We start from the raw sequence: 13,772 nt of genomic DNA, 5'->3' as shown, positions 1-13,772 counted from the left end.
GGTCACGGGGGACCAACGGGGGAAGCACGGGGGAGCACCAAGGGAGCGGGACTGGAGGGCCGGGGGGTCCGTCCAGTCCCGTTTCTCGTGTGCGCTCAGGGGGTCGGGGTGGCTGCCGGGCGGCGACCCACGGCGGATGCGGCCAGGCGGCCCAAGGCCTCGTCCCTGTCGCAGGCGTACGCGCCCAGCGCCGTCTGTCGGGCGATGATCGAGCGCTCCTGCCGCATCAGGCGCCAGCCGCGGCGCAGCAGGAAGGGGACCGACTTGCGGCCCTCCTTCAGGTCCCGCAGGAAGCGGCGGCGGAAGGTGCGGACCGGGCCGCGGCTCAGACACAGGGCGTCGGAGAGGACGCCGAGTTCCCGGCAGCGGGTGACGATCTCGGCGGCGAAGATGCCCTCCGCGATGAACAGCGGGGTCCGCCCCACGTCGACGGACTCCTCGCCGGTGCGGGCGCTCAGCGAGATGTCGTAGACGGGGATCTTTGTTCGGCCCGTGCGGCACAGGTCCACGATCGCGGCGATCGCCGTGTCCGCGTCCCACGAGTCCGGGTGGTCCCAGTCGATGTCGGAGCTCCCGGCCACCAGCGGCAGCGTCGGGTCGTCGCCCTCCTTGTAGAAGTCGTCGAGGCGCAGGACCGGCAGGCCGGAGCGGGCGGCGAGGAGGGACTTGCCGGAGCCGGAAGGGCCGCAGAGCAGCGCGACTCGCGTCGGTATGGCTGGATGGGAGCTCACGGGACACCAGTGTGAGGCATCCGTCGGGCCTCGAACGACCCCGAGGGTCGGCTTTGAAGCGCGCGTCACACCTCAACTACCCTTGGTGTCAACCTCATTACCGTGTGCAAGCGGAAGTGGGCGGAAGGTGGCAGAGGCGCCGACGGCCCGACATGCGTCCTCCCGGAATCCGACCGCCCGGCGTGCCCGGGTCGCCCTCGCGACCGCAGGCGTGGCCCCGGGAGCAGGCGTGGCGACGGCCTCGGCGGACACCGGGCCGGTCGTCGACGTGATGCGCACCCGCCCCACCTCGCTCGGCAACGTCGGCCCGCAGGCCGGCCTCCCGGCCCTCACCGGGACCGTCGGCCACGTCACCGGCCCGGTCGGGGGCCTGGAGCCCAACCCCCTCGCCGGGACCGGAGCCGGACCCGCTCGACAACGGCGTCGGCACCCGGCTCGCCGACTTCAAGCCGCTGACCTCGCAGGCGCTGACCGGGCCGGTGGCGCGGGCGCAGTCCATCGGCGGCGTGCCGGTGATCGGGCAAGGTGGTGGCGCCGCTGGGCAGGCAACGGCTGAGCACGGCAGAGGGCCGCGCCTCCCCCGGACGGAGGGGAAGCGCGGCTCTCCGGTCTCAGGCGGCTGTCAGTACGCCGAGCCGGACGCGCCCAGCGAACCCGTCGGGTGCCAGACCGTCTTCGTCTCCAGGAACGCCGTCATGCGGTCGGTGCCGGGCGTCGCCGCCCAGTCGTCCACAGGCTGTGGACGAAGGACGCGCTTCAGGTTGTCCGCCGCCGCGATCTCCAGTTCCTTCGCCAGGGCCTCGTCGGCGCCGGCCAGATCGATCGCGTTGACGTCCTGGTGCGCCGCTAGGGGCGTCGCGATCTCCGCCGTACGGCCGGAGAGGATGTTGACGACGCCGCCGGGCAGGTCGGAGGTGGCCAGGACCTCGCCCAGGGAGAGGGCAGGGAGCGGGGACTTCTCGCTCGCGATCACGATCGCCGTGTTGCCGGTCGCGATCACCGGGGCGACGACCGAGACCAGCCCCAGGAAGGACGACTCCTGGGGAGCCAGGACGGTGACCACGCCCGTCGGCTCGGGGGACGAGATGTTGAAGTACGGGCCTGCCACCGGGTTGCCGCCGCCGACCACCTGGGCGATCTTGTCGGTCCAGCCCGCGTACCAGACCCAGCGGTCGATCGCCGCGTCCACCTGCTCGGCGGCCTTGGACTTCGACAGGCCCTCGGCGTCGACGACCTCGCGGACGAACTGCGCCCTGCGGCCCTCCAGCATCTCCGCGATGCGGTACAGGATCTGGCCGCGGTTGTACGCGGTCGCCCCGGACCAGCCGCCGAACGCCTTGCGGGCGGCGACGACCGCGTCACGGGCGTCCTTGCGGGAGGAGAGCGGCGCGTTGGCCAGCCACTTGCCCTTGCCCGCCGCGTCGGCGGCTGATGTTGCTGTGGTCACCTCGTACACCCGGCCGCTCTCGGAACGCGGGAACTTCCCGCCCACGTACAGCTTGTAGGTCTTGAACACACCGAGACGGTCAGACATCGAGGTACGCCTCCAGGCCGTGGCGACCGCCCTCGCGGCCGAAGCCCGACTCCTTGTAGCCGCCGAACGGCGAGGTCGGGTCGAACTTGTTGAACGTGTTGGACCAGACGACGCCCGCGCGGAGCTTGTTCGCCACCGCGAGGATGCGGGAGCCCTTCTCCGTCCAGATGCCCGCCGACAGGCCGTATTGGCTGTTGTTGGCCTTGGCGACGGCCTCGTCCGGGGTGCGGAAGGTGAGGACGGACAGCACCGGGCCGAAGATCTCGTCGCGGGCGATGGCGTGCGCCTGGGTGACGTTCGTGAAGAGCGTCGGGGCGAACCAGTAGCCGGAGGAGGGGAGTTCGCAGGCCGGGGACCAGCGCTCGGCGCCCTCGGCCTCGCCCTGATCGACGAGCGTGGTGATGCGGGAGAGCTGTTCGGCGGAGTTGATCGCGCCGATGTCCGTGTTCTTGTCCAGCGGGTCACCGAGGCGGAGGGTGGAGAGCCTGCGCTTCAGGGAGTCCAGCAACTCGTCCTGGATCGACTCCTGGACCAGGAGACGGCTGCCCGCGCAGCAGACCTGGCCCTGGTTGAAGAAGATGCCGCTCACGATGCCCTCGACGGCCTGGTCGATCGGGGCGTCGTCGAAGACGATGTTCGCGCCCTTGCCGCCGAGTTCGAGGGTGACCTTCTTGCGGGTGCCCGCGATCGTGCGGGCGATCTCCTTGCCGACGGCCGTCGATCCCGTGAACGCGACCTTGTCGACGTCCGGGTGCGCGATGAGCGCCGCGCCCGTGCCGCCGTATCCCGGAAGGATGTTGACGACCCCCTTGGGGAGGCCCGCCTGGCGGCAGATGTCCGCGAAGAACAACGCGCTCAGCGGTGTGGTCTCCGCCGGCTTCAGGACGACCGTGTTGCCGGTCGCGAGCGCCGGGGCGATCTTCCAGGCCAGCATCAGGAGGGGGAAGTTCCAGGGGATGACCTGGCCGGCCACACCGAGCGGGCGCGGGTTCGCGCCGTAGCCCGCGTGGTCGAGTTTGTCTGCCCAGCCCGCGTAGTAGAAGAAGTGGGCGGCCACGAGGGGCAGGTCGGCGTCCCTCGTCTCCTTGATGGGCTTGCCGTTGTCCAGCGTCTCCAGGACGGCCAGTTCGCGGCTGCGTTCCTGGATGATCCGGGCGATGCGGAACAGGTACTTGGCGCGCTCGGAGCCGGGCAGCGCGGACCACTTCTCGAACGCCCCGCGGGCGGCCTTTACAGCGCGGTCCACGTCCTCGGCGCCGGCCTGGGCGATCTCGGACAGCACTTCCTCGGTGCTCGGCGAGACCGTCTTGAAGACCTTGCCGTCGGCCGCCTCGGTGAACTCGCCGTCGATGAACAGGCCGTAGGACGGGGCGATGTCGACGACCGAGCGGGACTCGGGGGCCGGTGCGTACTCGAATACGGAAGCCATGATGATCAGTCCACCGTCACGTAGTCGGGGCCGGAGTAGCGGCCGGTGGCCAGCTTCTGACGCTGCATGAGCAGGTCGTTCAGGAGCGACGAGGCGCCGAAGCGGAACCAGTGGTTGTCCAGCCAGTCCTCGCCCGCGGTCTCGTTGACCAGTACCAGAAACTTGATGGCGTCCTTGGACGTGCGGATTCCGCCGGCCGGCTTCACGCCGACCTGTACCCCGGTCTGGGCGCGGAAGTCGCGCACGGCCTCCAGCATCAGAAGGGTGTTCGCCGGGGTGGCGTTGACCGCGACCTTGCCGGTGGACGTCTTGATGAAGTCGGCGCCCGCGAGCATGCCGAGCCAGCTGGCGCGGCGGATGTTGTCGTACGTCGACAGCTCGCCCGTCTCGAAGATGACCTTCAGGCGGGCGGAGGCTTCGCAGGCCTCTTTCACGGCGACGATCTCGTCGTACACCTTGATGTAGTTCCCCGCGAGGAACGCCCCGCGGTCGATGACCATGTCGATCTCGTCGGCACCCGCCGCGACCGCGTCGCGGACGTCCGCGAGCTTCACGGAGAGCGCGGCGCGGCCGGCCGGGAAGGCGGTGGCGACCGAGGCGACCTTCACCAAGGAGCCGGCGACGGCCTCCTTGGCGGTGGCCACCATGTCCGGATAGACGCAGACGGCCGCGGTCGACGGGGTCGTGCGGTCGGTCGGGTCGGGGCGGACCGCCTTGGCGCCGAGTGCCCGGACCTTGCCCGGGGTGTCCGCGCCTTCCAGCGTCGTCAGGTCGACCATCGAGATGGCGAGGTCGATGGCGTACGCCTTCGCGGTCGTCTTGATGGAACGGGTGCCGAGCGAGGCGGCGCGCGCCTCCAGGCCGACCGTGTCGACGCCGGGCAGCCCGTGGAGGAAGCGGCGCAGCGTGCTGTCTGACGCGGTGACGTCGGCGAGAGCGGTTGCAACGGGTGCAGTGGTGGGCATGGTCACAAGCCGAGCATATCTACGCGCGTAGCGGCTGTACACCCCGGCAGACAATCAGGTACTCGTCCTGTACGGCGGTACCACGTACGAGCCTCGCCAGGGGCTTCGGGCAGAATCGGGGCATGACGACCCCGGAACCCCAGTCACCAGCGCCGCAGCCCTCGGCACCCCAGCTGCCGGACCGGATCTATCGGTCGCCCGCGGCCATGGCCGGCGGTTTCCTGCTGCTCGGGATCGCCGGCTGGCTCGGCGTCGACGCGATCGTCTCCGGGGAGGGGCGTACGCCCTGGCTGGCGCTCGCCTCGCTGATCCTCCTGGTGCCGCTGGTGGTGGCCTTCACACTGCGGCCCGCCGTGTTCGCGAACGAGGAACGGCTGCGCATCCGCAACCCGTTCCGCGTGATCGCGCTGCCGTGGGGGCAGATCGAGTCGTTGCGCTCGGGCTACTCGAACGAGGTCGTCGCCTCCGGCAGGAAGTTTCAGCTGTGGGCCGTTCCCGTGTCGCTGCGGGGGCGGAAGAAGGCGGCCCGGCGCGAGGAACGGCGGGGTGCGGAGGGCGCGGGCCGGGGCGGCGCGTTCGGCGGAGGTCTGTCCGGGCTGTCCGGGGCCGGGGGGATGCGCGGCGGCGCGTTCGGCGGTGGTCGCACGGCGGTGCCGGACGGGCCCGTGCGCGCCGAGACCGACCGGATCATGGACGAGCTGCGGGGGCTGCTGGAGACCCACGGGAAGTCGGAGGCGGCGCAGGGTGAGGTGACCGTGCGCTGGGCCTACGAGATCGTGGGACCGGCGGTGGCCGGGGCGGTGCTGCTGGCCATTCTGATCGCGATGGGGTGAGGGAGCCTCAGGGCAGGCGTCGGCCGGGGGCCGGGACCGCCTCTCACGGCGCTCCGTGCCACACCAGAGCCATGTACGCCCCGACGTACGCCGAGCCCGCCACCGCCGTCGTCAGGGCCAGGGCGCGGTAACGGCGGGACGCGCGGGACAGGTGCAGGGCCGGCGGGAGGAGCAGGGGGAAGGCCGGCAGGAGGAATCGGGCCCGCGGGAAGTAGACGCCTTTGCTGCCCAGCACGATCACCAGCAGGACGCCCGTGAAGACCAGGAGCGGCAGCGGCTGGCGGTCCCAGAGGGACAGGCCGAACATCACGACCGAGGCCAGCAGGGTGAGCGTCACCGCCACCAGGAAGAGCTCCGGCCTCGTGTCCCGCCACAGCAGGTCCCGCATCAGCACCAGCGTCCGCAGGCCGCCGTCCAGCTCGTTGCTCCACAGCCGCTGTACGGCGAAGTAGCCGTCCCAGCGGCCCAGGTGCAGGCCCACCCAGCCGACGTACCCGCACCAGCCGAGCGGCGCGAGGAAGGCGGCCGCGAGAGCGCGGGTCTCCCGTGGGCGGCGGCACAGCGCGACCAGGGCCGAGACGGTCACCGCGGCCGCCACCGCGACGCCGGTCGGGCGGGTCAGGCCGGCCAGGGCCGCGCAGCTGCCCGCGGTCAGCCAGCGGCCGGTGAGCACCCCGTACAGCGACCACGCCACGAATGCCGTGAACAGGGACTCCGTGTAGCCCATCCACTGCACCAGGCCGACCGGGAACGCGGCCCACAGGACGGTGAGCAGGACGCCCACGCGGCGGCCGTACAGCCGGTCGCCGACGGCGAAGACACCCCAGGCCGCGACGAGCGAGGCGACCACGGCGACGGCCAGGCCGGTACTGGCGCGGCTGCCGGGGGTGAACGCCGCGACGGCCTTCACCAGCACCGGATACAGCGGGAAGAACGCCATGCTCTTCGCGCTGGGGACGGCTCCGACTTCGTGGGCGTAGCCGTGGTCGGCGATGCGCAGGTACCAGCCGGCGTCCCACTGCGTCGCCAGGATCGGCCAGACGCCCTCGTGCCGGCGGTGCGCCCAGAAGGCGAGGACCAGCAGGCCCGTGGAGCGTACGGCGACATAGGCGAGGAGCGCGGGGGCCGCGTGGCGGAGGGCGTGCAGGGCGCGCCGGGGGAGGGGGGTACGGGGGTGCGGGGAGTCGCCCGGCCGGTGGTCGCGGGGTGCGGGGGGCGCCGGGCGTGGGGTGGTCTCGGTGGTCGCTCGGGGTGTCGGCCGGAAGGCGGTCGAGGACACGGCGGCGGCTCCAGGCTGGCTCGGCGGGGCGCTTCCGGTCCACCGTTGCCCCAGGGGTGGGGCAACGCGTGGAGCCCGCGTCAACCTGTCTGGGGAAATCACCCGATGGGGTGCCCCCGGGTTTTCTCGGGGGCACCCCGTCGCGTCGTCCATGGGCGAGTCTCTCGCGCGCTGCTCGGATCCGTCGCGCTGTTCGGATTCGTCGCACCTGCTCGGATTCGTCGTACCGCGCACATCCGTCGTGTGCCTCGGGTCCGTCGTGTGGCCCGGATGCGTCGTACTGCCCGGATCGGTCGGGTACGGCTCAGATGCCGGCCGCCGTCGACAGGTCCCGCTTGATCGTCGCCAGCAGGTCCGTCGCCCTCGCGCGGGCCGCCGGGAGATCGGCGTGCGTGGCGACCGGGACGACGACCTCCAGGTAGCACTTCAGCTTCGGCTCCGTGCCGCTCGGGCGGACGATGACCCGGGCGCCGTCGAGGGTGTAGCGCAGGCCGTCGGTGGGCGGGAGCCTGTCCGTGCCCCGGGTGAGGTCCTCGGCCCTGGTGATCGCCAGGCCCGCGAGGTGGGTCGGGGGCTGCTCGCGCAGGCGCCGCATCGCGTCGGCGATGACCGACAGGTCCTCGACGCGGACCGCGAGCTGGTCGGTGGCGTGCAGGCCGTGCTCGACCGCGATGTCGTCGAGGAGGTCGAGGAGGGTGCGGCCCTCTTCCTTGAGCGTGGAGGCGAGTTCCGTGATCAGGAGGGCGGCGGTGATGCCGTCCTTGTCCCGTACGCCGTCCGGGTCCACGCAGTAGCCGAGGGCCTCCTCGTAGCCGTAGCGCAGGCCCTCCACACGGGCGATCCACTTGAAGCCGGTGAGGGTCTCCTCGTAGGGCAGGTTCGCCTTCTCGGCGATACGGCCCAGGAGGGACGAGGAGACGATCGACTCCGCGAAGGTGCCGCGGGCTCCGCGGGCGACCAGGTGGGTGGCGAGGAGCGCGCCGACCTCGTCACCGCGGAGCATCCGCCACCCGCCGTCGCCCTTGACCGCGACCGCGCAGCGGTCGGCGTCCGGGTCGTTGGCGACGATCAGGTCGGGGTGCGTCTCGTCGGCCTTGGCGAAGGCGAGGTCCATCGCGCCGGGCTCTTCCGGGTTGGGGAAGGCGACGGTCGGGAAGTCCGGGTCGGGGTCGGCCTGTTCGGCGACGAGGACGGGTTCCGGGAAGCCCGCGCGGGCGAAGGCGGCGAGGAGGGTTTCCTTGCCGACGCCGTGCATCGCCGTGTAGACCGTGCGGGCCGTGCGGGGGGAGTCGGCAGCGAGGACGGCGTCCGTGCGGGCGAGGTAGGCGTCGAGGACGGCGTCGTCGAGGGTCTGCCAGCCGGTGGTGGGCCGGGGGACGTCGTGGAGGGAGCGGACGGCGTCGATCTCGGCCGCGATCTCGGCGTCCGCCGGGGGCACGATCTGGGAGCCGTCGCCGAGGTACACCTTGTAGCCGTTGTCGCGGGGCGGGTTGTGGCTGGCGGTGACCTCCACGCCCGCAACCGCGCCGAGGTGCCTTATGGCGTACGCCAGGACGGGGGTGGGCAGGGGGCGGGGGAGGACGGCCGCGCGGAGTCCCGCTCCCGTCATCACGGCGGCCGTGTCCTGGGCGAAGTCGGCGGACTTGTGGCGGGCGTCGTAGCCGATGACCACGAGGCCGTTGTCCTGGCCCTTCGCCTTGAGGTACGCGGCGAGGCCGGCGGCGGCGCGGATGACCACGCTGCGGTTCATGCGCATCGGGCCCGCGCCGAGTTCGCCTCGCAGGCCCGCGGTGCCGAACTGGAGGGTGCCGCTGAAGCGTGCGGTGAGCTCGGTGACGTCCTCGGCGTCGATGAGCTTGGCGAGTTCGTCACGGGTTTCCGTGTCGGGGTCCTCGGTCAGCCATGCCTTGGCTCGCGCGATGAGATCGTCGTGCACGTTCGGTCAACCTCTCGTTTCGGTTCGTCGGTGGCTGCGGGACGGGATTCTCGCCCCCGCCGCCCCTACCCGTCCCATCCTCAGGGGCTCCGCCCCTTCGACCCCGCTGGGGGCTGCGCCCCCAGACCCCCGTTCGGCCCTGAACGGGCCTCGTCCTCAAACGCCGGACGGGCTGAAAACAGCGGGCCGGCGGTTGATCGTGCGGCCGGACTTGCTGAAAGCAGCGGCCGACGGTTGATTGTGCGGCCGGACGGGCTGAGGGGGTACCAGCGCCTCTCGAGTGACCGAGTCGGGTGGTGGGTGGGCACAGGCCGGGGTCCAGGGGGCGGAGCCCCCTGGTGATGGTGGGGGTGCCTACAGCCGGCCCAGTACCTGCGCCAGCAGGGAGCCCATCTGCGTCGCCGAGTCGCGGCCCGCCTGGAGGACCTCCTCGTGGTTCAGCGGCTCGCCCGTCATCCCGGCGGCGAGGTTCGTCACCAGGGAGATGCCCAGAATCTCCGCGCCCGCCTCACGCGCCGCGATGGCCTCCAGCACCGTCGACATACCCACCAGGTCCGCGCCGATGACCCGGGCCATGCGGATCTCCGCCGGGGTCTCGTAGTGCGGGCCGGGGAACTGGGCGTAGACGCCCTCCTCCAGCGTGGGGTCGATCTCCTTGCACAGGGCGCGCAGGCGCGGGGAGTAGAGGTCGGTGAGGTCGACGAAGTTCGCGCCGACGATGGGGGACGTCGCCGTCAGGTTGATGTGGTCGCTGATCAGGACCGGCTGGCCGGGGCGCATGCCCTCGCGCAGGCCGCCGCAGCCGTTGGTGAGGACGATCGTCTTGCAGCCGGCGGCGACGGCCGTACGGACGCCGTGCGCGACGGCGGCGACACCGCGGCCCTCGTAGTAGTGGGTGCGGCCCAGGAAGACCAGGGCCCGCTTCGCACCGATCCGGTACGAGCGGATCTTGCCGCCGTGGCCCTCGACCGCCGGCGGCGGGAAGCCGGGCAGCTCGGTGACCTGGAACTCGGCGTCGGGGGCGCCGAGGGCGTCCACGGCCGGCGCCCAGCCGGAGCCCATCACGAGGGCGACGTCGTGGGTCTCGGCGCCCGTCAGTTCGCGCAGGCGCGCGGCGGCGGCGTCGGCGGCGGCGTGGGGGTCGCCCTGGATGTCGTCCGGAAGAAGAGATGCGTTCACGCGACGAGGGTAGCCGCTCAGGGCCTACGCGCGTAGATGACAGAGCCAACGGGATGGGGATCGTTGTCTTGTCGTTTCCAACCAAGGAGAAGCCGAAAAGGCCCGTCCGGACAGCCTCAGCAGGGGTGCTTCCGCAGCTCCATCACATAGTCGTGCGGCGCGCCCGCCGACTCCGCCGCGTCGGCGATCTCGCCCAGGTAGCGGGCCGAGGGCAGGCCGCCCTCGTAGCCGTTGAGGACGTACACCCAGGCCGGCTCCTGGCCCTCCAGGGTGTGCACGCGGACGCGCATCCGGCGGTAGATGTCGAGGCCGACGCCCTCCCAGCGGTCCATCGAGTCCTCGTCCAGGGGTGCGAGGTCGTACAGCGCGACGAAGACCTGGGCACCGGGCGCCTCGACGATCGTCGCGAGTGCGCCCTCCCAGCCCATGTGCTCGCCGCCGAAGGTCAGCCGCCACCCGTTGAGCCAGCCCGTCGCGCGCAGCGGCGAGTGCGGGGCGCGGCGGGTCATCAGCCGCGCGTCGAGGTTGCCGGCGTACCCGGCGTAGAGCGACATGCGTCGAGGGTACGGCAGGCTTTTCGCGTGCCCCTCCCGTCACGGACGTAACGGATGGGCCTCCCTGTCGCCCCCGGGGCGGTGGCACGCCGGGGCGTGCGGGACAATGGAGTACGTGACTCGGATCGTGATCATCGGTGGCGGACCCGGCGGATACGAGGCGGCCCTGGTGGCCGCCCAGCTCGGCGCGGAGGTGACCGTCGTCGATTGCGACGGTCTGGGCGGGGCGTCGGTGCTCACCGACTGCGTCCCGTCGAAGACTCTTATCGCTACGGCCGAGGTGATGACCACCTTCGATTCGTCGTACCAAGAGCTGGGGATCATCGTCGCCGACGACACTCCGCCCATGGAGCAGGCCGCCCGGGTGGTGGGGGTCGACCTCGGCAAGGTCAACCGCCGTGTGAAGCGGCTCGCGCTGGCCCAGTCGCACGACATCACCGCCTCCGTGACGCGCGCCGGCGCCCGGGTGCTGCGCGGGCGCGGGCGTCTTGAGGGCATGCAGGCCCTCGACGGCTCGCGGAAGGTCGTCGTGCGGGCCGTCGACGGGACCGAGGAGACCCTCGTCGCGGACGCGGTGCTGATCGCCACCGGCGGTCACCCGCGCGAGCTGCCGGACGCGCAGCCGGACGGTGAGCGCATTCTCAACTGGACCCAGGTCTACGACCTCGACGAACTCCCCGAGGAGCTCATCGTGGTCGGTTCCGGTGTCACCGGTGCCGAGTTCGCCGGTGCCTACCAGGCGCTCGGATCCAAGGTCACCCTCGTCTCCTCCCGCGACCGGGTGCTGCCGGGCGAGGACCCGGACGCCGCCGCCGTACTGGAAGAGGTCTTCCGGCGCCGTGGCATGAACGTCATGGCCCGCTCCCGCGCCGAGTCCGCCAAGCGCGTCGGCGACCGCGTCGAGGTCACCCTCGCCGACGGGCGGGTCATCAGCGGCTCGCACTGCCTGATGGCCGTCGGCGCCATCCCGAACTCCGAGGGCATGGGCCTGGAGGAGGCCGGGGTCAGGCTCCGCGACTCCGGGCACATCTGGACCGACAAGGTCTCCCGGACCACCGCCCCCGGCGTGTACGCCGCCGGTGACGTGACGGGTGTCTTCGCCCTCGCCTCCGTCGCGGCGATGCAGGGACGTATCGCCATGTACCACTTCCTGGGCGACGCGGTGGCCCCGCTGAACCTGAAGACGGTCTCCTCGAACGTCTTCACCGACCCCGAGATCGCCACCGTCGGCTACAGCCAGTCCGACGTCGACTCCGGCAAGATCGACGCCCGCGCCGTGAAGCTCCCCCTCCTGCGCAACCCGCGCGCGAAGATGCAGGGCATCCGGGACGGCTTCGTCAAGATCTTCTGCCGGCCGGGCACGGGGATCGTCGTCGGCGGAGTCGTGGTCGCTCCCCGCGCCTCGGAACTGATCCACCCCATCTCGATCGCCGTCGACAACAATCTGACGGTCGAACAGATCGCGAACGCGTTCACCGTCTACCCCTCCCTGTCGGGGTCGATCGCCGAGGTCGCGCGGCAGCTGCACACCCGTAAGGCGGGCGACGAAGGCTGAGGCACGTCCCGGCGGCCGAAAGCGATTCCCCGCTGGTCACGGGGAGTTGTCGCGCATGCGTGCGGCATAGGCGCCGGGATTAGGCCCTATACCACTCCCCGCCCTTGTGTACGAACAACTTCTGTAATTCGGCGCAAACTGCTGAAACCAGACGGTCGTTGGGGTTACTGTCAGTTTCGTGTTCGCTGCAGAACGTCGCCAATTGATCCTCGAAATGGTGCGAGCGAACGGGGCCGTGTCGCTCCGTGAGCTCGCCCGCGTCGTCCAGACCTCCGAAGTGACCGTACGGCGGGACGTGCGCGCACTGGAGGCAGAAGGACTCCTCGACCGCAGACATGGCGGTGCGGTATTGCCGGGCGGGTTCACGCGAGAATCCGGCTTTCCGCAGAAATCCCATCTCGCGACCGCCGAGAAGACGGCCATCGCCGATCTCGCCGCGAGCTTCGTCGAAGAGGGCGAAGCCATCGTGGTCGGTGCGGGTACCACCACCCAGGAGCTGGCCCGCCGGCTCGCCCGGGTGCCCGGGCTGACCGTCGTCACCAACTCTCTGCTGGTGGCCCAGGCGTTGGCCCACGCCAACCGCGTGGAGGTCGTGATGACCGGCGGTACGCTCCGCGGTTCGAACTACGCCCTCGTCGGCAGCGGTGCCGAACAGTCCCTCCAGGGGCTCAGGGTGTCGCGGGCCTTCCTCTCCGGGAGCGGACTGACCGCCGAGCGCGGGCTCTCCACGTCCAACATGCTCTCCGCGTCCGTCGACCGGGCGCTGGTGCAGGCCGCCTCCGAGGTCGTGGTCCTCGCCGACCACACCAAGCTCGGCACCGACACCATGTTCCAGACCGTGCCGACGGACCTCATCACCCGCCTCGTGACGGACGAACCGCCCGCCCACGACGACCGCGCGGCCACCGAGCTCCAGGCCCTCGCCGACCAGGGGGTGCAGATCGCCGTGGCCGGGGCGTCGGAGAACCCGGGGGGTGATCAGGTCCCGGCGCGTCGGCAACAGCGTCGGGACGTGCCCCTCCCGGGCCCGCGCCGCGGCCAGGTCCCGGGCGGCGGTCCAGGACTGCGCTCCGCCACGGTCCTGGGCGAGCAGACGCCCGGCACGGAACGGGCCCGGGTCGCCGACCTGCGTCGCCGCTGACGGCACGCCCGTGAGCAGGGGCGTGCCGGTGTGGTCCGGGTGGACTCCGTTTGAGCGTCGCCCGGCTGCAACCCGCGGCCGTGGAACGCCAATCGGTCGAGCGCCGGCGCCTGCTCGCGCTCTCCGCCGCCGCCCTCGAACTCGCCGGCGGCCAGGGCTGTCGGAGTCGCCACCCTCGACGACGCCGGCCGCCCCCAGCCCCTGAACGCCGTCGCCGCCGCCCTGCGCGACGACCCACGGCTCACCGGGCCCACCGCCTCCTTCACCGCACGCCACGTCGAGGTGCGATACGTCCCCACGGCCGCCCCCGGCCTTCCCGCGCTGCTCCTGCTCCGCGACCTCTCCCGGGCCCGGGCCGTCGCCCGCCTGCTCGGCGTCACCGAGCAGGAACACCGCACGCTCCGCCACCTCCACAGCGGCCTGACGCGTCGCTCGACACCGTGCTGCTCGGCGGACTCGACGAGGGAGTCGGCCGGGACGTGCTGGTCGAGACGGCCGACGGCGTCGACGGGCTGGCCCTGGTCAAGCCCCGATCCTCTACTTCGTCGCCGCCCATGTCGTCGGCGCCATCCTGCTCGGCGTCGCCCTGCTGCGCGGCCGTGTGATCCCGCCCTGGGCCGCCTGGCTGCTGATCGT

At 71.8% G+C, this 13,772-nt stretch carries 11 protein-coding genes and 1 pseudogene; 4 read left to right on the top strand and 8 right to left on the bottom strand.

The annotated features are described in order from the left end of the window. Positions 1–95: 95 nt before the first annotated feature. Positions 96–800: a uridine kinase gene (locus ADK57_RS34745; protein ID WP_078973513.1), complete on the bottom strand. Its 705-nt coding sequence runs from the start codon at positions 798–800 to the stop codon at positions 96–98. Positions 801–858: 58 nt separating this feature from the next. Between ADK57_RS34745 and ADK57_RS51640 the strand changes: the two are divergent. Then, a pseudogene (locus tag ADK57_RS51640) lies at positions 859–1,264 on the top strand (hypothetical protein); the annotation flags it as partial. 89 nt (positions 1,265–1,353) lie between these two features. Here ADK57_RS51640 and ADK57_RS34740 read toward each other — a convergent pair. Genes ADK57_RS34740 through deoC form a run of 3 tightly spaced genes read right to left on the bottom strand, consistent with a single transcriptional unit; the run spans position 1,354 to position 4,659 of the window. Then, positions 1,354–2,265, bottom strand: coding sequence for an aldehyde dehydrogenase family protein (locus ADK57_RS34740; protein ID WP_053753644.1), 912 nt, complete (start codon positions 2,263–2,265; stop codon positions 1,354–1,356). Further along, the gene (locus ADK57_RS34735) at positions 2,258–3,694 is read right to left on the bottom strand and encodes an aldehyde dehydrogenase family protein (RefSeq protein ID WP_053753643.1); all 1,437 of its coding nucleotides are present in this window, start codon (positions 3,692–3,694) and stop codon (positions 2,258–2,260) included. The genes ADK57_RS34740 and ADK57_RS34735 overlap by 8 nt, the downstream gene beginning before the upstream one ends. Positions 3,695–3,699: 5 nt before the next feature. Then, positions 3,700–4,659 carry a deoxyribose-phosphate aldolase gene (gene deoC / locus ADK57_RS34730; protein WP_053753654.1) on the bottom strand — a complete coding sequence of 320 codons (960 nt, stop codon included), beginning with the start codon at positions 4,657–4,659 and terminating at the stop codon, positions 3,700–3,702. Positions 4,660–4,781: 122 nt separating this feature from the next. Between deoC and ADK57_RS34725 the strand changes: the two genes are divergently transcribed. After that, entirely contained in the window at positions 4,782–5,492 is a 711-nt protein-coding gene (locus ADK57_RS34725) for a PH domain-containing protein (protein WP_053753642.1), read from the top strand. Between the two features lie 43 nt (positions 5,493–5,535). Here ADK57_RS34725 and ADK57_RS34720 read toward each other — a convergent pair whose 3' ends face one another. The 4 genes from ADK57_RS34720 to ADK57_RS34705 form a co-directional block, all read right to left on the bottom strand. Then, positions 5,536–6,771 carry a glycosyltransferase family 39 protein gene (locus tag ADK57_RS34720; RefSeq protein ID WP_078973512.1) on the bottom strand — a complete coding sequence of 412 codons (1,236 nt, stop codon included), beginning with the start codon at positions 6,769–6,771 and terminating at the stop codon, positions 5,536–5,538. A gap of 304 nt (positions 6,772–7,075) precedes the next feature. After that, a complete protein-coding gene (locus ADK57_RS34715) occupies positions 7,076–8,707 on the bottom strand; it encodes a phospho-sugar mutase (protein WP_053753641.1) in 1,632 nt (543 codons plus the stop codon). A 354-nt stretch (positions 8,708–9,061) separates the two neighbouring features. Further along, positions 9,062–9,886, bottom strand: a complete 825-nt coding sequence (locus ADK57_RS34710) for a purine-nucleoside phosphorylase (protein WP_053753640.1) — start codon at positions 9,884–9,886, stop codon at positions 9,062–9,064. A gap of 116 nt (positions 9,887–10,002) precedes the next feature. Beyond that, positions 10,003–10,440 carry a gamma-glutamylcyclotransferase gene (locus ADK57_RS34705; RefSeq protein ID WP_053753639.1) on the bottom strand — a complete coding sequence of 146 codons (438 nt, stop codon included), beginning with the start codon at positions 10,438–10,440 and terminating at the stop codon, positions 10,003–10,005. A gap of 106 nt (positions 10,441–10,546) precedes the next feature. On the opposite strand from ADK57_RS34705, the gene ADK57_RS34700 reads away from it, so the two are divergent. Both ADK57_RS34700 and ADK57_RS34695 read left to right on the top strand, forming a co-directional pair. Then, entirely contained in the window at positions 10,547–11,995 is a 1,449-nt protein-coding gene (locus tag ADK57_RS34700) for an NAD(P)H-quinone dehydrogenase (RefSeq protein ID WP_053753638.1), read from the top strand. A gap of 178 nt (positions 11,996–12,173) precedes the next feature. Continuing rightward, positions 12,174–13,136: a DeoR/GlpR family DNA-binding transcription regulator gene (locus ADK57_RS34695; RefSeq protein ID WP_078973510.1), complete on the top strand. Its 963-nt coding sequence runs from the start codon at positions 12,174–12,176 to the stop codon at positions 13,134–13,136. The last annotated feature ends 636 nt before the right edge of the window (positions 13,137–13,772 follow it).

Source organism: Streptomyces sp. MMG1533, assembly GCF_001279775.1.
Lineage (GTDB): Bacteria > Actinomycetota > Actinomycetes > Streptomycetales > Streptomycetaceae > Streptomyces.
This window is presented reverse-complemented; position numbering and strand designations above follow the sequence as displayed.